The organism is Rhizobium anhuiense bv. trifolii, from assembly GCF_024346605.1.
GTDB lineage: Bacteria > Pseudomonadota > Alphaproteobacteria > Rhizobiales > Rhizobiaceae > Rhizobium > Rhizobium anhuiense.
On record NZ_CP098803.1, the window covers coordinates 3,285,650 to 3,308,920 of the forward strand.

Annotated in this window: 18 protein-coding genes and 2 pseudogenes; 12 read left to right on the forward strand and 8 right to left on the reverse strand. The window is 59.5% G+C overall.

The window, feature by feature from the left end; all coding sequences use genetic code 11:
• Positions 1 to 126: 126 nt before the first annotated feature.
• The 8 genes and pseudogenes from NE851_RS24975 to NE851_RS25010 all read left to right on the forward strand — a co-directional run bounded on the left by NE851_RS24975 (position 127) and on the right by NE851_RS25010 (position 7,867).
• Positions 127 to 1,779 (forward strand): putative bifunctional diguanylate cyclase/phosphodiesterase, encoded by a 1,653-nt coding sequence (locus NE851_RS24975; protein ID WP_047610640.1) that lies wholly within the window; start codon positions 127 to 129, stop codon positions 1,777 to 1,779.
• A 57-nt stretch (positions 1,780 to 1,836) separates the two neighbouring features.
• Positions 1,837 to 2,346, forward strand: a complete 510-nt coding sequence (locus NE851_RS24980) for a hypothetical protein (protein WP_127430260.1) — start codon at positions 1,837 to 1,839, stop codon at positions 2,344 to 2,346.
• A complete protein-coding gene (locus tag NE851_RS24985; RefSeq protein WP_047610642.1) occupies positions 2,343 to 3,515 on the forward strand; it encodes a class I SAM-dependent methyltransferase in 1,173 nt (390 codons plus the stop codon). Before NE851_RS24980 ends, NE851_RS24985 begins: the two co-directional genes overlap by 4 nt.
• On the forward strand, positions 3,515 to 5,872 hold the full coding sequence (locus tag NE851_RS24990) for a SpoIIE family protein phosphatase (protein WP_047610644.1): 2,358 nt from the start codon (positions 3,515 to 3,517) through the stop codon (positions 5,870 to 5,872). The genes NE851_RS24985 and NE851_RS24990 overlap by 1 nt, the downstream gene beginning before the upstream one ends.
• Positions 5,873 to 5,876: 4 nt before the next feature.
• Positions 5,877 to 6,437 carry a slr1658 superfamily regulator gene (locus tag NE851_RS24995; protein ID WP_028758184.1) on the forward strand — a complete coding sequence of 187 codons (561 nt, stop codon included), beginning with the start codon at positions 5,877 to 5,879 and terminating at the stop codon, positions 6,435 to 6,437.
• A gap of 7 nt (positions 6,438 to 6,444) precedes the next feature.
• Complete coding sequence (locus NE851_RS25000; RefSeq protein WP_028756789.1) at positions 6,445 to 6,783, forward strand: slr1659 superfamily regulator; 339 nt, start codon at positions 6,445 to 6,447, stop codon at positions 6,781 to 6,783.
• Positions 6,783 to 6,893 (forward strand): annotated as a pseudogene (locus NE851_RS25005) (GFA family protein); the annotation flags it as partial. The gene NE851_RS25000 and the pseudogene NE851_RS25005, both read left to right, overlap by 1 nt.
• A gap of 326 nt (positions 6,894 to 7,219) precedes the next feature.
• Positions 7,220 to 7,867, forward strand: coding sequence for a hypothetical protein (locus NE851_RS25010; protein WP_097542240.1), 648 nt, complete (start codon positions 7,220 to 7,222; stop codon positions 7,865 to 7,867).
• Between the two features lie 132 nt (positions 7,868 to 7,999).
• Here the strand turns inward: NE851_RS25010 and NE851_RS25015 are convergent, their stop codons facing one another.
• Positions 8,000 to 10,783 carry a bifunctional diguanylate cyclase/phosphodiesterase gene (locus NE851_RS25015; protein ID WP_127430259.1) on the reverse strand — a complete coding sequence of 928 codons (2,784 nt, stop codon included), beginning with the start codon at positions 10,781 to 10,783 and terminating at the stop codon, positions 8,000 to 8,002.
• 120 nt (positions 10,784 to 10,903) lie between these two features.
• A pseudogene (locus NE851_RS25020) lies at positions 10,904 to 11,087 on the reverse strand (dihydrofolate reductase family protein); the annotation flags it as partial.
• Between the two features lie 50 nt (positions 11,088 to 11,137).
• Between NE851_RS25020 and NE851_RS25025 the strand changes: the two are divergent.
• The gene (locus NE851_RS25025) at positions 11,138 to 11,740 is read left to right on the forward strand and encodes a hypothetical protein (protein WP_127430258.1); all 603 of its coding nucleotides are present in this window, start codon (positions 11,138 to 11,140) and stop codon (positions 11,738 to 11,740) included.
• Between the two features lie 328 nt (positions 11,741 to 12,068).
• Here the strand turns inward: NE851_RS25025 and NE851_RS25030 are convergent, their stop codons facing one another.
• The 5 genes from NE851_RS25030 to NE851_RS25050 form a co-directional block, all read right to left on the reverse strand.
• Positions 12,069 to 14,201, reverse strand: a complete 2,133-nt coding sequence (locus NE851_RS25030; protein ID WP_127430257.1) for a beta-galactosidase — start codon at positions 14,199 to 14,201, stop codon at positions 12,069 to 12,071.
• Positions 14,202 to 14,218: 17 nt separating this feature from the next.
• On the reverse strand, positions 14,219 to 15,364 hold the full coding sequence (locus tag NE851_RS25035) for an ABC transporter ATP-binding protein (protein ID WP_127430256.1): 1,146 nt from the start codon (positions 15,362 to 15,364) through the stop codon (positions 14,219 to 14,221).
• A 46-nt stretch (positions 15,365 to 15,410) separates the two neighbouring features.
• Positions 15,411 to 16,262, reverse strand: a complete 852-nt coding sequence (locus NE851_RS25040) for a carbohydrate ABC transporter permease (RefSeq protein ID WP_127430255.1) — start codon at positions 16,260 to 16,262, stop codon at positions 15,411 to 15,413.
• On the reverse strand, positions 16,262 to 17,146 hold the full coding sequence (locus NE851_RS25045) for a carbohydrate ABC transporter permease (protein WP_127430254.1): 885 nt from the start codon (positions 17,144 to 17,146) through the stop codon (positions 16,262 to 16,264). Before NE851_RS25045 ends, NE851_RS25040 begins: the two co-directional genes overlap by 1 nt.
• Before the next feature lie 273 nt (positions 17,147 to 17,419).
• On the reverse strand, positions 17,420 to 18,694 hold the full coding sequence (locus tag NE851_RS25050; protein ID WP_127430252.1) for an ABC transporter substrate-binding protein: 1,275 nt from the start codon (positions 18,692 to 18,694) through the stop codon (positions 17,420 to 17,422).
• 193 nt (positions 18,695 to 18,887) lie between these two features.
• On the opposite strand from NE851_RS25050, the gene NE851_RS25055 reads away from it, so the two are divergent.
• The 3 genes from NE851_RS25055 (at position 18,888) to NE851_RS25065 (ending at position 21,085) form a co-directional block, all read left to right on the forward strand.
• Positions 18,888 to 20,111: an ROK family transcriptional regulator gene (locus tag NE851_RS25055; protein ID WP_127430251.1), complete on the forward strand. Its 1,224-nt coding sequence runs from the start codon at positions 18,888 to 18,890 to the stop codon at positions 20,109 to 20,111.
• 173 nt (positions 20,112 to 20,284) lie between these two features.
• Positions 20,285 to 20,551 carry a DUF2277 domain-containing protein gene (locus tag NE851_RS25060; RefSeq protein ID WP_127430362.1) on the forward strand — a complete coding sequence of 89 codons (267 nt, stop codon included), beginning with the start codon at positions 20,285 to 20,287 and terminating at the stop codon, positions 20,549 to 20,551.
• 147 nt (positions 20,552 to 20,698) lie between these two features.
• The gene (locus NE851_RS25065) at positions 20,699 to 21,085 is read left to right on the forward strand and encodes a cupin domain-containing protein (protein ID WP_063475218.1); all 387 of its coding nucleotides are present in this window, start codon (positions 20,699 to 20,701) and stop codon (positions 21,083 to 21,085) included.
• An 80-nt stretch (positions 21,086 to 21,165) separates the two neighbouring features.
• On the opposite strand, the gene NE851_RS25070 is transcribed toward NE851_RS25065, so the two are convergent.
• On the reverse strand, positions 21,166 to 22,842 hold the full coding sequence (locus tag NE851_RS25070; protein WP_254958487.1) for a globin-coupled sensor protein: 1,677 nt from the start codon (positions 22,840 to 22,842) through the stop codon (positions 21,166 to 21,168).
• Positions 22,843 to 23,271 lie beyond the last annotated feature (429 nt).

The following is a 23,271-nucleotide window of genomic DNA, read 5'->3' on the forward strand; positions in this document are numbered from 1 at the left end:
CTCAATGCTGCGGTTGGGGATTGTTAATCAGAAATGCCTAATGTAAATCTTAGCGTGCACAAGTTGTGTGGGAGTCAAACTGCTACAATATCTGGTTAGGACATTCAGCAAGGGAGAGCCTCGGACATGCGGAAAATTCGTGCGGCCCACTCGGCCCTCGGAAAAACAGAGGCAGAGGCTTCGAGTTCGATCGACCGACTTTTGTTCTTTGACCGCGATCTCAATCCCGTCGAGAATTTGCTGGGCAATGAGCTGCCTGCTTCTGTCAAACCAGCAGCGTCCTTTTGGGAGCATTTTCCGGAACTGGACCAGTCGGCGATTACGCTTGCGTTACGTTCCCTGGGTGACAGTGCACAGCCTTTGCGAATATCGGGCGATCTTGGCGAGCCGGGATCGCGCGGACTGACGATCTATCGGATCGGAGATCTGTTTGCCGTGGTGCGCTCCGAGGAAAGTCTCGATGATGAGCGTGCAACCCTTCTGCACCTGGCGACCCATGATCCCCTGACCGGACTGCCGAACCGACGACAGTTCAGCGAGGACCTCACAGTATTGCTGCAGGAGGCCGCAGGCGCGAACGAGACCCTGTCTTTGATGCAGCTCGACCTCGACGATTTCAAGCCCGTGAACGACACGCTTGGGCATCCGGCCGGCGACAAGGTTCTTCAATTTGCGGCAAGGCGTATTCAAGGCTGCCTGACCAGCGATGACAGAGCCTATCGACTTGCGGGTGACGAATTCACCGTTATTTCCATGGGCTCGGGACATCCGGCCAAGGGGCAGTGGCTAGCAGAAGTTCTGGTTGCCGAATTCAAAAAGCCCTTCACGATAGATGGCATTGCCGTATTTGTTGGTACCAGCATCGGCATTTCCACCGCGCCATCGGACGGTGCAAGTCCGGAGCAACTGATGAAGGCGTCCGATCTCGCGCTCTATGCCGCGAAGAAAGACGGGCGCGGCCGGGCAAAAGCATTTGATCCCTCGATGCTTGAATCGCTGGAGCAACGCGAACTGCTGCGCCGCAGCCTTCGCATGGCCTTGGCCCAGCAGCAGTTCTCTGTCGAATACCAACCCATCTCAGAGGGCGGCTGCGTTGTCGGCTTCGAAGCATTGCTGAGATGGCACCATCCCCTGCTTGGAAAAATTTCACCGGCGGCATTTATTCCGATGGCCGAGGCCGATGGAATGATGCCGGAAATAGGAGCGTGGGTTTTAGAGCAGGCATGCCGCGAGGCGATGAAGTGGCCGCAGAACTACATCGTTGCCGTCAATTTATCGGCGGCCGAATTCCTGACCAGCGGCCTTACCGATCGGGTCTCCCAGACGCTCGACCTGGTCGGCTTGCCGCCCGACCGTCTGGAGCTTGAGATAACCGAAAGCGTGCTGCTCGAGCGGACCGTCAACAACATCGACACCCTGAATACGCTCAACGTGCTGGGGATACGAATCTCGCTTGATGACTTCGGCACCGAATATTCTTCGCTCAGCTATCTGAAGACATTCCCTTTCGACACGATCAAAATCGACAAATACTTCATCACCGATCTCGAAAGCGATCTGAAAAGCCAGGCAATCGTCCGCTGCATCGTGAACCTCGCCCATGACCTCGACATGCAGGTGACAGCGGAAGGGGTCGAGACGCCAGGTCAGGCGGAATGGTTGCGCGGCGTGGGCTGCGACAGGCTTCAAGGCTACTTGGTCAGCAGGCCGCTTCCGATCGAGGCAATTGGCGAGTTCCTCGCCAGAGCCGAAACATCCCTGAGCCACGCGCTATCATAGTGAACAATCGATTTTCGGAATCAACCTGACGCCCCGGACAAACGAATGGAGGGTGTAGTGGAAAAGGAAGCATCTCGCTTCGATGACCATGCATTTGCGCCGATGGTATCGCTGGAAATGAATACCGCCATGTTCAAATCGCGATGGCAGTTTTGCGACAGGATCACGGAATATCTCTCCGACATTCTCGGCCAGGGTCACAACGATCCCGCTCGATATTCGAACTTTCTTTCCGTCGCAGCCAACGAGCTCATTGAACTCGCTTTCCGTTCAACGGGTGAGCTGGGAAGGATACGTTTCAGTCTCTATCGGAGCGCAGCATTCAATCGGCTGAGAATTGCGTTTCCCAACGAGGAAGCATTTGGCCGCAAACAAACGGGTGCGAGATCAGGCGAATATCTGCCTGTCCCCGATACCGAGTCTGGATACTTGGTCATGAAATCCGATGGGACGGTTTTGCTCAGCGATTTGGCAACAATATTCCGCGCCGCTATCCGAATTGAGAAAGACGGCGGACAAGGGATTCAAATCATTGCGGATTTCCCCTCGGCCGAGGACTTCCGATGAACCTGCTGCTACGACCCTTCACGGTTTATTTTGATCCGACAAATCAGGAGCTGGTGCTGTCTGGCAAGATGCGGCCCGAAAGTGCCGCTGAGATTGGCGATGCTCTCGAACTGGTGCAGCAAAGTTTGGAAAAATACGGCGGGGTCGTTTACCTCAACGTCAAACGTCTGACGCATATCAACATGACTGCCTTCTCTGCCCTGTCGGATGTCCTCGCGGCAACCTGCCGGGCCAGGCCGGAACGGAAGATCGTCATCATTACGTCAAGCGTGGTGGCATGGTCGACCTCGTTATTCCAAACGCTTGCGGCGTCACAACCAAACTTGTCGGTCGAGGTCTACGATTCGGCATTCTATCCGGGCCAGAGCTTTGTCGAGGATGAGACTTTCATTCCCATTCTCCGCACCCAGACGAAAATGACATGGCGACATGAACGCGAACTGCTGCCGCGCCACGGCCTGCGTAACGGTCTTGCCATCGCCGATATCTGTTGTGGAATAGGTGATTTCGCGGCCTTGGTTCAACGGGAATTCAAACCGGCACGCCTTGTCGCGCTGGATCATTCGGTGCGCAGCCTCGAATATGCGCGCAGGGTCGCTACCGACTTCGATCTACAGGGAATCGAGTACACCTATGGCGACGCCTCGCAAATGTTGCTGCGAGACAATCAATTCGACTTTGTGACCTGCCGTCATTCGCTGCAGATTTTCAACCGTCCCGAGATGCTCCTGCGGGAGCTTTACCGCATCTGTAAGCCTGGCGGCCGCGTCTACATCACCAACGAAAAAAATTCTCATTGCCTTGGGGAGCCACATGCTGACACGATAAAATGGACTTACGAGGAGGTCGCCAAACTGTTCAGCCACTTCGACATGGATGTCGAGATGGGGCCGAAAAGCCGCCATCTCCTTGCCGATGCAGGCTTCGACAACATCAAGGTGGATTGTTTTATGGTGACGAACCTCGACGGCGATCCCCAAGACTTCGCAGACGTCATCGAAGCTTGGGAAAATGTCTACGCCGGTGAGATGGCCGTCCGGCGGGGCGACTCAATAGATTTCATTCGCAGGTTCCGGCAGGGATTCAAGGATCATGTCTTTGCCGCTCTTCACCCCAAGGGTTATGCGGGCTGGCCCATCTGGGCGGCCTCCGGGCGAAAGCCGCTGTGATGGACGCACGCTCATCGAAAAGACCGGCAAGACTGGGCTCATTTCGGGCAAAGTTCATCCTGGTCGTCGGTGGAGCCGTTCTCTTTGACTTGCTGGTCAGCGGTGGACTGGCGCTTTGGAACGTTCAGAGACTGTCGCGCGACGCAACCCTCGAAGTCGGCCAAGGTCTTGAAGCGGCAAGCCAGGAATACATTCGCACATATGCTGATTCGACCGCGGCGCAGGTAAGTTTGCTCCTGCGGCAGGTTCATAACGACGTCGGCACCTTGGCAGGGGTGCTCCAGGCGCAGATCGACGATCCCGCGCGCAATTCCGACGTCGGCGCGGCGATCGCTCGCACATCTCCCGGCAGCGTCAGCCTGTCCTACGATCAGAAGACGAACTGGTCTCAGAACGCTCCGGGCTCCGCCTCGGTTGTGAGCGTTTGGGGTTACTTGCTCGGACAAGACCATCAGCCAAGGCCCGACGTCCAGAGCGATATCCAGACCAGCGCGGTTCTCGACCTTGTTGCGCCGAGCCTGCTGCAGCGCGGTGCTTCGAAGCTGCAGATGTATTTCATCGGCTCGAAAGAACGCCCAATCTTCAGGACGGCGCCCTACACCGACCAGGCTCAGACCTTCGACCGCCTTTATCCCGGACACAACGAGGCCAATTTCTGGGACTTCTTTTTTCCCGGACTTTACGAGTCCTGGCAGGGCTGGGCCAAGGACATGAAAACGCGGCCGGTCGCGGACGATATAACACAGACGGCGCCATATACGGACGCCATTACCGGGAAACTGATCGTTTCTTTCTTTCAGCCATTGTGGACCGCCGACAGGAAGGATGTCGCCGGGACGGCCGGTGCTGACATCACACTCGACCAGCTCGCGCAAACTGTTGAAAATGTGAAAGTGGCCCAGTCCGGCTTTGGATTTCTCGCAATGTCCGACGGAAATGTTGTGGCGATCAACAGCACAGGCGAAAAAACTCTCGGTCTGCGTTCTGCGAGCGATGCGAGCGGAGCCGGAGTGACTGGACTGGAGCGCTCCCTGAAGGGAAGCGCCCAGCCTGCGATCGCAAAACTGGCCCTTGACCGCGAACAGGGCATCCAACATTTGATGTTGCAGCAGGACGGTAACGAGGTCCCCTATATCGTTATCGTCAAAAGGCTCCCTGCGACCAATCTCTGGGTCAGCGGCCCGGTGCGGCAAGAGGCGATGTCTCTTGGAGTCGTTGTGCCCGAACGAGAAATCGAAGCCTCGCTCTATGCGGCCCAGGCCAAGATTTCAGAGGCTACGAACCGGATCGTGCTCTACCAAATTCTCGCGATCTTACTGTCGCTGCTGGTTGTGACGATCGCGGTATTTGCGGCTTCGAAACGAATAACGGGCGGGATCAGTGCACTTGCAGATGCCGCCAAGCGGATTCAGGCGAAAGACTATTCGGTCAGGGTGGCCATAGCGAGCAAAGATGAGGTCGGTGAGGCTGGCGAAGCATTCAATCGGATGGCTGAGCAGATCAGCTATCACACCGAAAATCTCGAGCAACTCGTCGAAGAGCGAACTGCTCAAATCGAAGATGCAAAGGAAGAGATTTCGACGCTGAACGCACAGCTCGAGCGAGAAAATCGACGTCTTGGAACCGAGCTCGCCGTCGCCGAGAGAATCCAGCTCATGGTCCTTCCGCTGCATCAGGAGCTCGAGGAGTTTCAAGCCCTCGAGATCGCCGCCTATATGAGGCCGGCCGAAGAAGTCGGCGGCGATTATTACGACGTATTGAAGAACGGAAATCGGTTGAAGATCGGCATCGGCGACGTCACCGGACACGGGCTCGAAAGCGGCGTGCTGATGCTGATGGTTCAGTCCGTTGCCCGCGCCCTGCAGGAAGCCGGAAACACCGATGCCGTCAAATTTCTCACAGACCTGAACAGCGCCCTGTTTAAAAATATCGTCAGGACCAAAATCGACAAGCATCTCACTCTGGCGTTTCTTGACTACGACGGTAAAGAGATGATTCTATCAGGACAACACGAGGAAGTTGTGATTGTGCGGGCGAACGGCGATGTCGAGCGCATAGACACCATGGATCTGGGCATGCCGATCGGGCTGGAAGCCGATATTTCTGCGTTCATCAAAACCCGTGAGATAGCGTTCGCGACGGGGGATCTCATACTCTTGCATACGGACGGCGTAACAGAAGCAGCAAACGACGGGGGAGAACTCTTTGGCATTGAACGTCTCTGCCGCGAAGCACGTCGCTTGAAGGATCAGAGTGCTGAGAAAGTCGTTTCCGGAATTGTAGCGGCATTGATGCGCTTTGTCGGATCGCAGAAGATTTACGACGACATCACGCTTCTCGCAGTGCGGCATAGGTGAGACAATGACGCCAACGGTATACGGCAAGGAATCTCTGGCGGGCATAAGCTTAGGTTCGGCCACTCGCCTCACGTTGAGCGATGGACCTCTTCAGCTTGGATGGAAGCACTCGGGAATGACGGCGGACTTCATAGCGGAAGTCATGGCTCTGCCCTATTCACGTTCAAGGAAAGATTACACGCAGGCGCATCATGACATCGGATATCTCAGCAATGAGCTGATTGAAAATGCCGTCAAGTTTCGACAACCTGGGGAGATCCTCATTGAAGCCGGCATATTCGACGGAGCCTTTTTGATAAGGGTGAAGAACACGATCGATGGCGTGACATCGTCCCGCTTCCAGCAATTGCTGCATCGCCTCCAATCGAAAGATCCCGGGGAACTTCTTCTTGAGCAAATCGAAACCAACGCCATATCGGCAACGAGCGGTTCGGGCTTGGGATTGCTCACCCTGCTGAGCGACTACGACGCAAAAATGGCTTGGGCATTCGAAGAGAACAATGACCAGCGTATCATACTGACGACGACTGCAGCTGTGGCGATGCCGCCCTCCTCCAATCTGTGAGCGAAGAATGGAAATCAGCGACGAAAACTTCCGCGTATGGGCGGAAAGAAACCAGGTATATTTCGACGGCGTATTCCGGCTGGCCGGACCGGACGCCTATGCGCCCATTTATTCATTGATTTCGGGTCTGCTCCATGAGGGGCACAAACAGGTGACGTTCAACCTGACGGGTCTCGAGTTCCTCAATTCCTCCGGCATAAATCTGTTGGCCAAGCTGACGATCGAAGCCAGAAAGATGGGCGATCTCCTGCTCGTCATCAAAGGCACCAATCAATATCCCTGGCAAGCTAAGTCTCTGCCGAACCTGAAGAAGTTACATCCGCTTATTGATTTACGCCTGGGGTGATTGCGCCGCCGCCTCTCGTTCGGGATCTGCCTGTCGATCATTTCGACGGCGCGGACACGTTTGAAGACCCTCCATCCAAAGGACGCTGCGTACGCAATCCTTGGTTCTGACAATCTGCGATGTCTCAGCTTCCGGCCGACTGCGAAAAATCGACCGGCGGCGGATCGCCGGCTCCAAGGTTCCGGTAAAAGATCGTCCGGTGTTCAGCTGCTTCAGCCACGCCGAGCACCTACTCCCTTTTCACGGCGTGTCGCCACATCAGCCCAACCTGGCTGACGATGTCGATTTATCAAATATTTCAACTTGTTTAGGACCATAGTCCCGACCGACGTCGGACCTCGTGCCGATGTGCGATACGCAATCAGCGTCTAACCTCTCACATCTCCCTATGCAGTGCAGTTGCACCGCACTTGATGATCTGACTCGGAGGAAAATGATGCGGATAGCAACCTTAGCGTCCTTGGCCGTGCTCTCGCTGGCTCTTGCAGCAAGCCCGGCTACGATTGCCGGGATCGACATTGCCGCGCTGGCAAAAGACGGTGGGAACGGCGGGGGCAATGGTGGTGGCAACGGGGGCGGTCATGGCGGCGGCAACGGAAATAGCGGCAGTCACGGCAACGGCAACCAGGGTAGCGGTTCAACCCATGGCAGCTCTAAATCCTCAGGCGTGAAAGGCAAATCCACCGACGCAGGAAGCAAGTCCAAATCCACGAAGGCTGATGGGACCAAAACCGTCACGAAAGAAAAGAACCTGTCGGCGCAGATGGCAGGCCTGAACTCCCTGAAGCGAAATTACAGGGCGCTGATGCATACGTCGGACCCGCGCATGACCGCCATCGCGGCCTATGCCATGGCTTATGCCCAGTATGAACTCGACAATGGCATCGAGCCCGCCGCCGATGACCCTCTATTGGGGGACGAGGCGCTGGAGGACGCATTGGCTTCCGCAACGAAAACCGGCCAGGTCAGCCCGGCGGTTTTGGCCGAAGCCAAGTCCATCCTCGGGGTTGGCGAGGCGAACGGGAAGATCGATCAAATCCGCGTTTCGCTGGAGAACGCCGCGCCGGAGACATCCGAGGAATAGCCTATAAACAGGTGCGAGCAGTGTGGAGCTGACAAGTATGGCTCCGCACTAAACTACGAGAGAGCATTTCCGTTTTGTTTCAGTACGGAGATGCTCTTTTTTTCTCATGAAACACTACGCCGTGGCGATGCCTCAAGCCGCCTTCTCAGCCACCGCCTCGCGCATCGCCTGCGGCCTTCCGAGCAGGTAACCCTGCGCCTCGTCGCATTGCTCTTCGAAAAGCGTATCGAGCTGCGCCTGCGTTTCCACGCCTTCGGCGAGCACCGGAACCTCCAGGCTGCGGCCGAGCGCCAGGATGGCCCGGACAATCGCCTTGGATTGCGCGTTGCTCTCGACCTCGGCCATGAAGCTCTTGTCGAGCTTGATCTTGTCGAAGGGGAAGGCGCGCAGCGTCTCCAACGACGAGTAGCCGGTGCCAAAATCGTCGATCGCGATCGAGACGCCGAGCGCCTTGATCTCCCGCATGGTGCGCAGGGCCTTGTCCTTGTCGATGATGATAGAGCTTTCGGTGATCTCGATTTCGAGGCGTCGCGGATCGAGGCCGGTCTCCAGGAGGATGCTTGAGATGACGGCCGCCATGTCGGCATGGCCGAGCTGGATCGGCGAGAGGTTGACGGCGATCTTGTGGCCGCTGTTCCAGCCCGCGGCCGCCCGGCAGGCTTCCCGCAGCACCCATTCGCCGATCGGCAGGATCGCGCCGCATTCCTCGGCAAGGCCAATGAAATCCATGGGCGGGATGTTGCCGCGTTCGTGATGGCGCCAGCGCAGCAGCACTTCATAGCCGGTGATCTCTCCCGTCCGCACCGATTTCTGCACCTGATAATGCAGATGAAGCTCGTCGCGGTCGATGCAGGCCCAGAGATCGTTGGCGAGCGCGCGACGGCGGCGCGCGGTCTCGTCCATGGCAGCCTCGTAGAAGCAGACTTTCTGCAGCAGCGATTGCTTGGCCCGGTACATGGCTAGGTCGGCATTGGCGAGAAGCCCGTCCACGCTCTCCGCATCGCCGGGATAGATGGCGAGGCCGAGGCTGGCGCCGGTCTTGATCTCGAAGCCGTCGACGGAAACCATTCCGGTCAGCGCGCCTTCCAGGCGGCCGATGAAATCGTGGAGCGCGCTCAGATCGTCGAAGCGCTTGGTCGCGGCGAACTCGTCGCCGCCGAAGCGGGCGATGAATTCGCCCTCCTGCTGTGCCTCGCCGAGACGGCGCGTCAATTCGACAAGCACCAAGTCGCCGGTGCCGTGCCCATGCTGGTCGTTGACCTCCTTGAACTTGTCGAGATCGATACCGATGACCGCAACCCTGCCCCTCAGCCGGTCGGCGACCATCATTTCCTCGGAGACGCGCTCGCCGAACTCCAGCCGGTTCGGCAGGCCCGTCAGCGCGTCGTGCTTGGCCAGGAAGGCGACCTGCTCCTCGGACTTTACGCGATCGCTGATATCCTCGAAGGTCACGACCCAGCCGCCGTTTGGCAGGATGTTGACATTCTGCTGGATAGAGATGCCGCTTGCATATTTGTGAACCGCACTGCCGGCCCCGCCCCGGATCAGCGCCATGTTCCTGATGTAATGGGCCTCGGCCCGCGCCGCCGCTTCCGCAGGGGTCTCGGCGTGGGCGGCATAACCGACCTCGACGATCTCCCTGTAGTACATTCCCGGACGCACCGACCCTTCGGGAAATTTGAAGATTTCGAGATAGCGCTTGTTGCACAGCACCAGGCGCTCATCCGCATCGAACATGCAGATGCCCTGCCCCATGTTTTCGAGCGCGACATCGAGATTGCGGCTGACCTCCTCGATCCGGTCGGCATCCGTCTTCTGCTTGCTGTTGTCCTTGGTGATCTTCGCATAGCCGATCAGCGCTCCGATCTCGTCGTAGATCGGGTCGATGACGACATAGGCCCAGAAGGAGGAGCCGTCCTTGCGATAGCGCCAGCCCTGCGCCTCGAACTTGCCCTCGGTGCGGGCGGTCGCGAGCGCCCGCTGCGGCAGGCCGTTCCGGCAATCTTCCGCCGAATAGAACAGCGAGAAATCCTTGCCGACTATCTCCTCGGCGCGATAGCCCTTGGCGCGCTCGGCCCCGGCATTCCAGTTGCTGACCTTGCCGTCGGGATCGAGCATATAGATGGCGTAGTCGGTGACGCCCTGCACCAGCAGCTTGAAATTGCGCTCCGCCTTGGCGGTCTTGGCCTCCGAGCGCACGGCGAAAATGGCCGCCGCAAAACCCGCCGCCAGCAGCGAAAAGGTGACGGCGGCGATCGTCACCACCATGATCGCAGGCGAAAGCAGCGTCGCGGGATCGAGCGCCACAATGCCAGGCGTGACGGTGACACCCGCCATCGCGGTGAAATGCAGCGCGACGACACCTGATGTCAACAGAAGCGTCGGCGCGAGCCCGCCGAGAAGCGACCGCTCGCCCCTGACCGCAAACCGAAAGGCCGCGACCGAAAAGACGATGCCGAGAGCGAACGAGGCCGTCACGAACCCGCTATCCCATGAGATCGCTCCCGGGAATTCGATGGCGAGCATTCCGGAAAAATGCATCGACCCGATGCCGGCGCCGAAGAGCACGCCCGCCAGAATATTCGCCGTCCACCTGGTATAGGCGATCTTGGCCGCGATCGCGCCCGTCGTCGCGACGATCGCGACCAGCAGCGAAATCAGCGTCAAGCCAGCATGATAGCCCACGACGACGCCGGGGTCATAAGCCAGCATCGCAACGAAATGCGTCGCCCAGATCCCAAAACCCCCAGCCGCCCCCGCCGTCCCGATCCACACCCACCGGGCAGCGCCATCGGAAGACATCGCCCGATCGAGCAGAACCATCGCGCAAAGGCTGGCGAGAAAGCAGATCAAACCCGCGAGACCGACCAGCGTGAGATTATGCTGCTCGGTGACGCACGTCAGAACGGTGAACATGGAATAGGCCCTCGATTTGAGGGGCACGCTATGGGGCGGGCGCTTAAGGAAGGTTGAAGTGGAGTGGGCGGCTGGCGGGAAAGGCGGGTGTTTGGGCGGGTTGGAGGTGGGGTTGTGGGATTAGGGTTTATCGCGGGTGTCTTGGTATGGTGAATGGATTTTCGACTGGCGCGGAGGGCGAGGCCCCGCGAAATTGGTCTTGCCCTGCCCCACCACGACCGGGTGCAGGTAGATGATATTCGTCGATCAGGCCAAGTTCGGTCAGGTTGTGGGCAAGGTCCGGGCCGGCGACTTCGATCTCCCCAATTTCACCCAAGCACCATGGTAGCGGACTTGGATGAGTTGGAATCTGGGATGTCGATCTTGCTAAGAAGTTTGTCGCTACTGGTTGGAATAATATTGGCGGCACCAGCCTTTGGCAATTGCTTAACCGCCAATCAGACCAAACAGGGCGTACTGCTAACCAGAGAAGTGCCTTTCCTTTCCGTATTCTACAAGCCGAACGGTCCAGGTCTCACCGAACAAAAGCTGGTGGAGCGTAACCGTTCACTGCAGCCGGTGTCGGCCGTATATTTACATCCCCTGCTCGTCGAAAAGAGAGTTGGTCCCAATGGGACGCATGAGCTGAAATACGCGAATGCGGTTGCGTTGGACGACCTACCACAGAAGAAGAACTGGCAATCCGACACTACGCTTTTCATCAATGGCAAAAAATCCGTTTCGGGCACTACTTTTATGAGATTCGACGGCTTGGGAGAGGAAACGATTGCATCTTGTTCCTACAAAGTTTGGGCCATCAATAGCCGTCTGGAACTGACGGGATTGCCTCCGATTATTTTCGAACAATACTATTCCCCCGAGCTTCATCTCGTTCTTCGTTCAGTACGGCTAGGCCCCTCCGGCCAGCCGTTGAGCGAGGTTCGATTTGATCGGTTCCAAATTGGCTGGGGCAACTGATTGATCGTGAGGTCAAGCTGCCAGCACCCCGCATGCCTGGGTTGATGAGATGACGAAATACTGGAAACTTCAGGGCTGAAGTGAGTACCAGGCGGAGCATCAGCAAGATCAAGAACCATATCCTGACGATTGGGTAGCTATCCAACGCGCCTTTATAGATAGCCTGTAATTTTGCGGATTGACCACGATCGATGGTCAGTTGCCTTAGTTTTCAAGGCAACTGGTCTTTCGAACGAGATTCTGCACTTGTGCCCAGGTGCGGTCAGGTACACCGCCTGTTGAACACGCGGGTCCACTTTCCGTCACCGCCATTCAATATGCCGCAACCTCACCCCTCCAACTCCACAATCGCACACCCATACCCGTCAAGCTCCAGCCCCCCCGTCACCCTCTTCTCCCCATCCAGCAGATCCCGCCCGGCAGGCACCCCACCCACAGTCACCGCCTGATCCGTATAATTCTGCACAAACAGCAGCCGCCGCTCCTCGTTCATCCGCATCGTCACCTCCACGCCCTCGGGCAGGCCGCCGACCAGCGGTTCGATGCCGGCGGGGGCGAACAGGCGTTCGGTCAGCGCTTCGGTCAGATCAGGCGTGAGATAGGTGCCGAGATAGACGACCTGCCCCTTGCCGAGCTTGCGGGAGGTCGCCATCGGCTGGCCCTCGGCGTAGCGGTTGGACCAGGCAGCGATCACCTCGACGTCGGGGTCGATGGTGAGGTTTTCGTAGAAATGGCCGGCCGTCATTTCGCGATTGCCGATCTTGAAGCGGCGCTGGCGGCGGTTGCTTTCGGCCGGTTTGTTTGGGGGAATGACAAGGCCGCCCGAGCGCTCCATCACGTCGAAGAGGCCATTGGCGCCGGGGGCTGTCAGACGGCCGAAATCTTCGACGCGCACGCCCGTCAGTCTGGAAAGCGCAGTGCCGGGAGCCGTTTCGCGGATGACGTGGTTGTCTTCGTTGCGGGTGCCGGTGCGCGCGCCGATGACGACGGTGCCGCCTGCTTCGGCGAAGGCTTCGAGCCTGGCCGTCCATTCGTCCTTCCACATCACCCAGTGCGGAACATAGAAGAGCTTCAGCCTGGAAAGATCGTCCTCGGGATGAATGAAGCCGCAGGCAATGCCGCGGTCATAGCAGTATTGGTGCAGCAGGATCGCATCGTCCTGCGGGCTCGGCAGGCCGATCGGATAGGTCTTGTGGGCTTCCTGATTATCGAAGTCCGATCCGGCAATGCCGACATCCATACGCACATAGGTGCCGAGGATCTTGGGCGCTAGTGCCGTCATCTCGGTGGCGAAGCGCTTGGCCTCCTCATAGCGATGGCGGCCGATATCGTCATGGTCGATGATGCCCATCCAATAGATCTCGGCGCCGAAATGGGCCGGCCGCCAGCGGAAGAACATCAGGCCGTCAGCACCATGAGCAACCGAGGAAAGCGCCATGCGACGCAGCTCGCCCGGCTCCGGCGTCAGCGTGCAGAAGCCCGGCTGGCTGCCGAAACCCGACTGCTGCTCGGGCACGATGTAATTGCCGGAGAAGCCTCGGCAGATATCGAGGTGCAGCGCCTGAACCTTGGCGTGATTGCCGAGCCGCTGGAACTCGTCATAGAGCATCGGATAGATGTCGTAGCCGACGAAATCGAGATCGGTCGAGAACTGGCCGCGAAAGTCGATATCCCGCAAGCCGCCGAGATTGTGGAAGACGAACCAGGAGGGTTTGACGGCACGCAGGATCTCCACCTGGTCATGCTGGAAGCGCGCCGTCGAGAAGGCGAGGAAGCGGTGATAATCCTGCAGGTGGCCAGGGCTCGGGAAGGTCGGGCCGAACTCGATCGGCAGCACCACCTGGTCGAAACTGTCATAGGCCGTCGCCCAGAAATCACCGCCCCAGGCCGTATTGAGCTTGGCAATCTCGCCATATTTGCCGGCAAGGAAGGCCTGGAATTCGGTGAGCGTCGCTTGGGAAAAGCTCTCCGGCATGCTGGTGTTCAGCTCGTTATCGGTCTGCCAGCCGACAACAAAGGGATTGTCGCGATAGTGCTCGGCCATCGCCCTGGTGATGCGCTTGCTGTGTTCGCGGAAAACCGGGCTTGCCGTGTCGCAGTGCTGGCGCGAGCCATGGCTCATCGGCCGGCCCTTGCCGTCGACCCTTAGAATTTCAGGGTGTGCCGCCGTCAGCCAGCGCGGAGGGGTCGCCGTCGGCGTGCACATGATCGTGTCGATGCCGTAGCGCCCGAGCATGGCGATCGCGCGGTCGAACAGATCGAAGTCGAAGGTGCCGAGCTTCGGTTCGAGAATGTGCCAGGCGAATTCGGCCATTCTGACCACGTTGAAGCCGGCTTTCGCCATGCGCTCGGCGTCGCGCTCCCAATAGCTTTCATCGACATGCTCGGGATAATGCGGAGCGCCGACTAGGAAGCGGTCAGTCTGGACGGGGTTCCATACGGAGAGGGTCTTGTCGGACACGGTGGTCTTTCCTGTGTTTATCGGTCGAGGATGGTCTTGCGGGCGCTGATCGTGCGTCCGCCGTCGGGCGAGAAGAGATAGAGTTCGCTGGCGTCGAGCTTCAGCGCGACGTTCTGATCGGCGGCAAAAGGCGCGACATAGCTGAGCTGCACCGTGATGTTGCCGGTGCCGCTCTCCGAGGCGACGGTCCTGAGATTGCCGGCGTCGATATAGAGAATGGTCTCGCGGCCGAGATGCTCGACGAGCCGGACCTGACCGTTGATCGCCCCGCTTTGGCTGCCGTCGGCGACCACCGAGATGTTCTCCGGCCGCACACCCAGCGTCAGGTTGGCGCCTTTCGCCAGCGCTGTCGCCTCCGCCAGTTCCACCGTCACCGGCACAAGGCCGGGCGCCGAAACCGTGACATTGCGGCCGGACACCTCATCGACGGTGACGCCGAGGAAGTTCATTCTGGGCGCGCCGAGGAAGCCCGCGACGAAGAGGTTGTCGGGGTTGCGGTAGAGCTGCAGCGGCGAGCCGACCTGCTCGATCACCCCCTGGTTCAAGACGACGATCCGGCTTGCCATGGTCATGGCCTCCACCTGGTCGTGGGTGACATAGACCATGGTGGCGCCGAGTTCCGCATGCAGGCTGCTGAGCTCGACACGCATCTGGGTTCTGAGCGCGGCGTCGAGGTTCGACAGCGGCTCGTCGAAGAGGAAAACGTCGGGCGAACGGGTGATCGCCCGGCCGATCGCTACGCGCTGCCGCTGGCCGCCGGAGAGCTGCTTCGGCCGCTTCTCCAGCTGGTCGGTGATCCTCAGGATCCGGGCGGCGCGTGCCACGGCCGCCTCGATCTCGGCCTTCGGCCGTTTGGCCATCCGCAGGCCGAAGCCCATGTTCTCCGCTACCGTCATGTGCGGATATAGCGCGTAGGACTGGAAGACCATGGCGATGCCGCGGTCGCCCGGTTCCTGCTTGGTGACGTCGCGGCCGTTGATCAGGATCTGGCCGGAGGAGATCGCCTCCAGGCCGGCGATCGACTTCAAAAGCGTGGACTTGCCGCAGCCGGACGGGCCGACCATGACGATGAACTCGCCTTGCGCGACGGAAAGATCGATACCGCGCAACGCATGATAAGCGCCGTAATTCTTGTTGATCTCACGGAGTTCGAGACTGGTCATGCGTCCTGGCTCTCTGCTGTTGAAACTGGAAAATCGAAGTGCTGGATCATCCCTTCACCGCTCCCATGGTCAGGCCGGCGATGAAGTGCCGCTGCATCAGGAAGAACATGATGACCGGCGGCACGGCGACGACGATCGTGCCTGCCGAAATCAGGTTCCAGGCCGAGACCCATTCGCCGCGCAGATTGGCAAGGCCTGCCGTGACCGGCTTGACGTTGTCGCTGACGGTCAGCACCACGGCCCAGAAGTAGTCGTTCCAGATGAAGGTGAAGATCAGGATGGCAAGTGCCGCCAGCGCCGGCCGCACCAGCGGGATCGCCACGTGCACGAGCGTCTGGAAGGGAGAGGCGCCTTCGGCGCGGGCCGCCTGGAACAGTTCGTCGGGAAGTGCCGCAATGAAATTGCGCATGAAGAGTGTCGCAAAGCCTGTCTGGAAGGCGACGTGGAAGATGATCAGCGCCGCCGTCGTGTCGATCAGATCGAGCTGCACCATCAGGTCGCGCACCGGGATCATCATGATCTGATGCGGCAGGAAATTGCCGCCGACGAACAGCGCAAAGATCAGCATGTTGCCGGGAAAGCGGTACCGCGACAGCACGTAGCCGGCGAGCGTGCTGAGCGCCAGCACGCCGATCACCGAGGGAACGGTGATGATCAAGCTGTTGAGGAAGTAGCGGGCCATCGGCGTCTGCGTGAAGACATCAGTATAATTGTCGATCACGCCGATGCCGGTCGGCCATCCCCACAGATTGCCGCCCATGACATCCTCGGTCGTGCGGAAGGAGGTCAGGATGATCGCAAACAGCGGGCAGAGCCAGAGCAGCAGCACGATGACGACGGCGAGCACATAAAAGCGTCGCTGCCAGACTGCGGCTTCGGGAATAGGACGAGGATACATCAGCCTCCCCTTTCTTCGGTGCGGATGATGCGGCTGAGGTACCACGCGATGAAGGCGGCCATGATCACGAAGAGCACGGAGGCGATCGCGGCGCCGTAGCCGAAGCGATAGGAGAAGATCGACTGCTCGAACATCTGGTAGGCGAGAACCGAGGACGAGCCGAACGGACCACCGTTTGTCATCACCGACACCATGTCGAAGGATCTGAGCGCGCCGACGACGGTGACGGCAATGGCGATGAAGGTGACCTGGGTCAGTTGCGGCAGCACGATGTGCCACAGCATGTTCCAGCCCCTCGCCCCGTCGACACGGCCGGCCCCGATCAGCTCTTCGCTGAGATTGTTGAGACCTGCGAGATAAAGCACCATGCAGAAGGTGATCTGCGGCCAGAGTGCTGCAATCACGATGGCGAAGGTGACGAAATGCTCGTCGGAGAGAACCGCCGGCGCCGTCGCTCCAAAGGCCTTGAAGATCAGCGCGAGCAGCCCGAATTCCGGCGTATAGACCCAGGTGAAGACGACGCCGACGGTGACCGAGGCGAGCACCAGCGGGATGAAGAACAGCGATTTCAGAAAGCGCATGCCGCGGATTTTCTGATTGACCAGCAGCGCGATGGCGAGGCCGAGCGGCGGTGCCGCCATGAACATGACAAGCCAGATCAGGTTGTTCTTCAGCGACACGTAGAATTGCGGATCGTCGTAGAGCTCGACGTAATTGCCAAAGCCGATCCACACCATCGGGCCGAAGCCGTCCCAGTCGTGCAGGCTGATCCAAAGGCTCCGGGCGGCCGACAGCAGGATGACGGTGAAAAACAGCAATATCGCCGGCGCGATGAGCAAAGTCGGGGTAAGCCACCAACGCTGGCGGCGCCATAATGTCTGCATTTCAGGAGCCTCGTTTACGACAAAAGCAAGCGGCGAACTGCCCCTCATCGGGCTGCGCTGGTCGGGCTGCCCCTCATCCGGCTGCCGCCACCGACCGGGGTCGAGCCACGGGTCTCGACCCGTCCTTCGGACCCACGCTCGCGGGGCGAAGGGACGAAGCCACAACCTCTCCGCCGCCCGCACACGTCTCGCAGGGCACGTCCCCTCTCCCCGTCAAAACGGGGAGAGGCTAGGGTGAGGGGCAACCATGAACGCCAGGACGAGCGGCCGACGTCAGATCTTGTAAATCCGCTTACGCGTGCCCTCGAGGCGCGTCAGGATCGCCTTGCGCCGTTCGGGTTTGGCCATGAATTCCTGGAAGCCGACGAGGCCGGCCTGCGCCATGTCGGGGTCGCTGTCACGGTCGTAATATTGCGACGTGCCCTCTACCGTTTTCATCGTCTCGACGGCAATGTTGACCAGCGGGTCCTTGCTGGGCGGCAGGTCGTGGCGCGGCGGCACGTTGCCGCCCGGCTCCAGATAGGCCGCCAGATTCTCAGGCTTGTAGAAATAGGCGAGGAATTCGCGCGCGCCCTGCTTGTTCTTGGCCTTCGCCGGAATATGGATCGAATTGACCGAAAACTCTTCGAAGTGGCCGACCTTGGAATCGAGCACCGGGAAGGTCGCATAGGAGAGCTGCGGCAGATCGTCGGCGGTGAAGGCCGAGCGCAGGAAGGCGCCCAAGTTCATCATGCCGGCCTTCTTCTGCGCCAGCAGCGCCGCGGCCTCCTGCCAGCCGAAGGACGTGTGGTTGGCCGTGAAGAAGTCCTTTGATATCATCGCTTCCCACTGGTCGAACACGGCCGTCAGCGACGGATCGAGATAGCTCATCTCGCCATTCATCAGCGCCATGTGCTTGTCGAGGCCGTTGATGCGCAGGTTCATCTGATCGAACCAGCCGGCAGCCGGCCACAATTCCTTGGTACCGATCGCAACCGGCGTAATGCCCGCCGCCTTGCACTTGTCGCCATAGGCCATGAATTCCTCGGCGGTCTTCGGCACGGTCAGCCCATGCTGCTCGAACACATCCTTCCGGTAGAACATGCCCCAGAGCGTGCCGCCTGTGGGAAGGCCGTACTGCTTGCCGTCTTCGGTAACGGCCCCCGCCGTCGCGCCGAGCACGTCCTTGTACTTCTCTTTCTCGAAAAGATCGGAGATGTCGTCGAATAGGCCGCGCTTGACGAAGGCGCGCATGCGATTTCCCGAAAACCAGGAGCAGACATCAGGCGCGCCGGCGACGAGATAGTTGCGGATGGCCGTCTTATGGGCCTCGTGATCCATATTGTTGATGACGACGTTGACGCCGGCTTCCTTGCTGAAGCCCGCGGCGATTGCCTTCAGCGCATCGAGCGCGGCCCCATTGTTTTCGGCCGAGATCATCGTGACCTCTTGGGCCTGCGCGATCGCGGGAATTGGAAAACTGCCGGTGACCGCAGCGGCAGACACGATGCCCGCACCCTTCAGGAAGCTCCTGCGGGTGGCTGACGGAAATTGCTTCGAAAATGCCATTGAATTCCTCCCAGTTGATCGATCGACATCTCCCGACCGCCGCCTCCTCCATGAAACGACCGACCAGGCTTTCAACGCTGCGATCCACCCCAATTCCAGCGATAATCCGCCTGGCTGAGTTGATCCGCGGCCGAACTTATGCATAGATCTTTGCAGCCCGCAATAATTAATTTACAAAATTAAGGAATGCAAAGTGAAGCTCAAAGGCGACCAGACCACGGCGAGAGCCATGAACCGACGCCTCATCCTCAACCTCCTCAGGCGCGAGGGACCGAGGAGTCGCGCCGACATCGCCACCGTCATCGGCTTGAGCCCGGCGGCCGTGACCTTCGTTGTTTCAGACCTGCTGGAGGAAGGCATCGTCGTCGAAGGCAAGACCGTACCCGGCCTCACCGGCCGCCGACCGATCCCCGTGGATATCAACTACGAACACGCGCTTGCCGTCGGCTTCAAGCTGATGGTGGATTCGGTGGAATGCGTGGCGACCGACCTCGCCACCAACCCCATCGCCGCCATGCGCGTAAGCCTCGACGGCCATGAGCCCGAGAAGGTCGCCGACCTGTTGGCGGGTACCGTGCCAGAACTGGTGAAGCTCGCCGGCCGTCCCAACGCCAAGCTCGCCGGCATCGGCATCTCCATGCCGGGCGTCTTCAACCACGAACAGACCGCCTGCGTGCGCAGCCACCGCTTCAGCTGGGACAACGTCCCCCTCGCCTCGCTGGTCGCAAACCGCGTGCATGTCCCGGTCTGGCTGGAAGACGATACCAACGCCTATGCCATCGCCCAGCAACTCTTCGGGCTCGGCCGCCAACATCGCAACATGGCTGTCCTCGCCGTCGGCGTCGGCATCAGCTGCGCGCTCGTCATCGACGGCAAGCTCTATCGCGGCGCAAATGGAGCGGCCGGCAAGTTCGGCCATACCCTCTTCGAAGAGAACGGCCGGCTCTGCGAATGCGGCAAGCGCGGCTGCCTGATGGCCTATCACTCCGAAGCTTCGATGCTAAGGCGCTGGCGGGAAGCAACTGGCCGAGACGAGCTCGATCTGCCAGAACTCTGCAAGGCGCTCACATCAGGCGACCCCACCGCCCTCGCCCTCGTCGCCGATTCCGGCCGCGGCATCGGCACCGCCCTTGCCAATCTCGTCAACATCACCGATCCCGAAGTCATCGTCGCCGGCGGCGAAGCCGTCTCCCTCGGCGATCCTTTCCTGGCGCCGCTGCGCGAGGCGCTGGCCGCCCGAACCTTCAGGACCGCGCCACCGCTTTTGCCCGACTGGGAAGACAATTCCTGGGCAAGGGGTGCCGCCGCCCTGGTGACGCAGAAGATCTTCGACTTTGAATCGTCGGGTGGGGTGACTGATATTGCGACGCTGGGAGGGGTTAGGTTGAAAGCGCCGGGGTCTTCGTCGGCGGCTTGAGCGATGAGGTCATTGCTGCTGGCGAACGTGTGGCTTCGGCAGCTTACGAATACAGTGAAGGGATCACTGGGTGGGAAGTTCCCGTGGTCGATTGCAATTCGCGCTCGCGCGACTAGTTTTTATACTGGGCCACGCTCCCCTCGGTGGCAAAGAGAAATGACCGTGAGCAAGCCATGTGCCGAAATATAAAACCACTGTTCAATTTCGATCCGCCAGCGACGGATGAGGAGATTCATGATGCCGCGCTGCAGTTCGTACGCAAGCTGAGCGGAGCGACCAAGCCGTCGAAGCGCAACGAGGTTGCGTTCGAACGCGCGGTCGGTTCGATCGCTGCTTGCGCCCGCGAACTGCTCGATTCACTGGAGACGTCTCAACCGCCTCGCGACCGCGAGGAAGTAGCGGCGAAGGCCCGCGCGAGAATCGCGATCCGCTTCGCGTAAGAAAAGTCCCGTCCTCGCAGGAGGTAGGCCTGCAGATACACTGTCTTACAAAAATGGGGGTTTCCAGACACATCCCTGGTTCAATCATCGACTGAAATACCGATGCGGCCGATGAGCCGAAAATGGTCAATTCAGAAGGATGCAACGATGAAAATGATCCAGGCTATCGCACTCGCCCTTGTTCTCGGCGGCGCAGCAGCAGCACAGGCAGAACAGCCGCTGCAGCGCACTGATCTCATAAGGAACGATATTGACGTGCCCGGCCACGAGGCTATTCAGGTCCGCGTCGATTTTGCTCCCGGCGTTCTCGCCCCCAAGCACTCGCATCCCGGCGAAGAGATCGCATTCGTCATCGAAGGAACATTGGAATACCAGCTCGAAGGCGCAGAGCCGGTGACCCTGAAAGCCGGCCAATCCTTGTTCATTCCATCAGGCGTCGTTCACTCGGCGAAGAACATCGGCAGCGGCAAGGCGTCGGAATTGGCGACCTACGTCGTCCGCAAGGGAGAGACCCTCGTCGTGCCTGCGAAGTGAGACCACATCAGCATTGAACCGCCGGCACGTAAAGCGCTCACGCTCGGACCTTTGGTCCGAGCGCCCGCTAGGTGACGATCTCAGAACTCGTCCCACTGGCCGCTCGCCAGCGCCGCGTTGCCCTGTGTCTGATACGCCTTGGCGACCCTGGCCTTGAGTTCGCGCGCGGGAGACCCCGCATCCGTCGGCTTCGCCGGCGCCAGCCTTGGGGGAGCGGAAGATGCGGACCTCTTGCCGATATGGAATTGGCTGAGCATTTCCGCGATCCGTCCGATCTCCCGGACAAGAGCATGGCTTGCGGCCGTGGATTCCTCCACCATGGCGGCATTTTGCTGCGTGCCCTGATCCATGGCATTGACGGCCATGTTGATCTCGGCAAGCGCGGTCGCCTGTTCGCGCGCCGCCTCGACGATCGAGCCGATATGATGGTCGATCTCCTTGACCTCATCGACGATGACAGCCAGCGCTTCTCCCGTTTCCCCAACCAGCGAAACGCCTGTCTTGACCTGCTCGCCGGAGGTATTGATCAATTCCTTGATCTCTTTTGCCGCCTTGGCCGAACGCTGGGCCAGCTCGCGGACTTCCTGGGCGACGACGGCAAATCCCTTGCCGGCCTCACCGGCGCGCGCGGCCTCGACGCCGGCGTTCAGCGCCAGCAGGTTCGTCTGGAAAGCAATCTCGTCGATCACGCCGATGATGCTGGAAATCTCACGCGATGAACTGTCAATCGCGCCCATCGCGGTAACCGCCCGCTGGACGATCTGGCCGGATTTTTCCGCACCGGCGCGCGCCTTTGAAACCAGCTGCCCCGCCTCCTCCGCGCGCCTGCTGGAATCCTTGACGGTCGTGGTGATCTCTTCGAGCGCGGCCGCAGTCTCCTCGATGGAAGCGGCCTGTTGCTCGGTGCGCTTGGCAAGCGCGTCGGCGGCGGAGCGAATCTCCTGCGATCCGGCATGGATCTGCGACGCGGCGGAATCGATCTCGCTGATCGTGCTCGTCAATTGATCCAGCGCGTGGTTGAAATCGTCACGCAGTTGGTGATAGGCGGCGGGCAGGTCATCGGTGATGCGATAGCTGACATCCTTGGCGACGATGGCGGACATCGCCTTGCCGAAACAGTCACTCACAAGCTTCTGCTCGCTCGCAATCGCTTCCGCCTGAGCCTTCTGCTTGGCGATTTCCGCTTCGTCGATATAGACCGAAATGGCCAGATCCATATCGAGCATCACGGCCTTGACCAGACTTGCCAACGCCTTCGCGAAGTCCGCCGGCTTCATGGTTTTCTTGGAAAACATTCTGCCTTTTGGAAACATCTCCTCGACAGCGCTCTTGATCAGGTGGTCGACAAGGATGGCGTAGCCGCCGATATACCATCTGGGTTCCAAGCCGATACGCGCGTGAACGGTGCCGATGGTACGGACCTTGGCGACGTAGTCCTCATTGAAGTTGCCATCGGATATATTCGCCCAATGCCCCACCTGGGCGCCCTTGGCTCTGGCAATATGCTCATCCGACGAAAAGAAGCGCTTGACCTCGGGGCTGTTGCGCAACTGCGCATAGAATTTGTCGAGACCATGCGGCAATTCCCGCTCGATCAGCGCTTTCAGCGAACGGATCCCGGCACGCCCTTGCTGGTCGAGCCCCATGAATTCGAGGCGACGTTCGATATTCCGGTTTTGCGACCCGGCATCGGCCTGTCCGGGTGTCGGGTGCCCATGAGCCTGATGACCAGTGGGGGCATGGAAATAGTTCGACATTGGCACCTCTTAGAGACAAAACTTCGGTAACCGATGTGGCGCGGGAATCCGTCTCCGAAACCCTTATTCATAGCAGCTTTTCGTGCAGACCCCGCCCATCGGACAACCGCGAATTGACGGCCGGCATGGTTTGGAAAGAGTAAATTCCCTTGATAAAACACAATTATTCAACGCCCTTTGGATACACACGCGGATTTTGGATGTTCTTGCGCAAAGCGGGCATTATCGAGAGGAACGGGGACCGACGGTCCGCACAGACTGTGGATGCCAAGCCCTTTCAATGATACCCGTTCGCCTCGGCCAGCCGCAGCAGCTCGTCATTTTCGTCTGCGACGCCTTCCGTCAGGCGGGCAGCGGCAATTACGGGAAGCCAGGCCAGGATGGCACCGACCTCCACCTCGGCCACGGTGGACGAAAACAGGTGAGCGA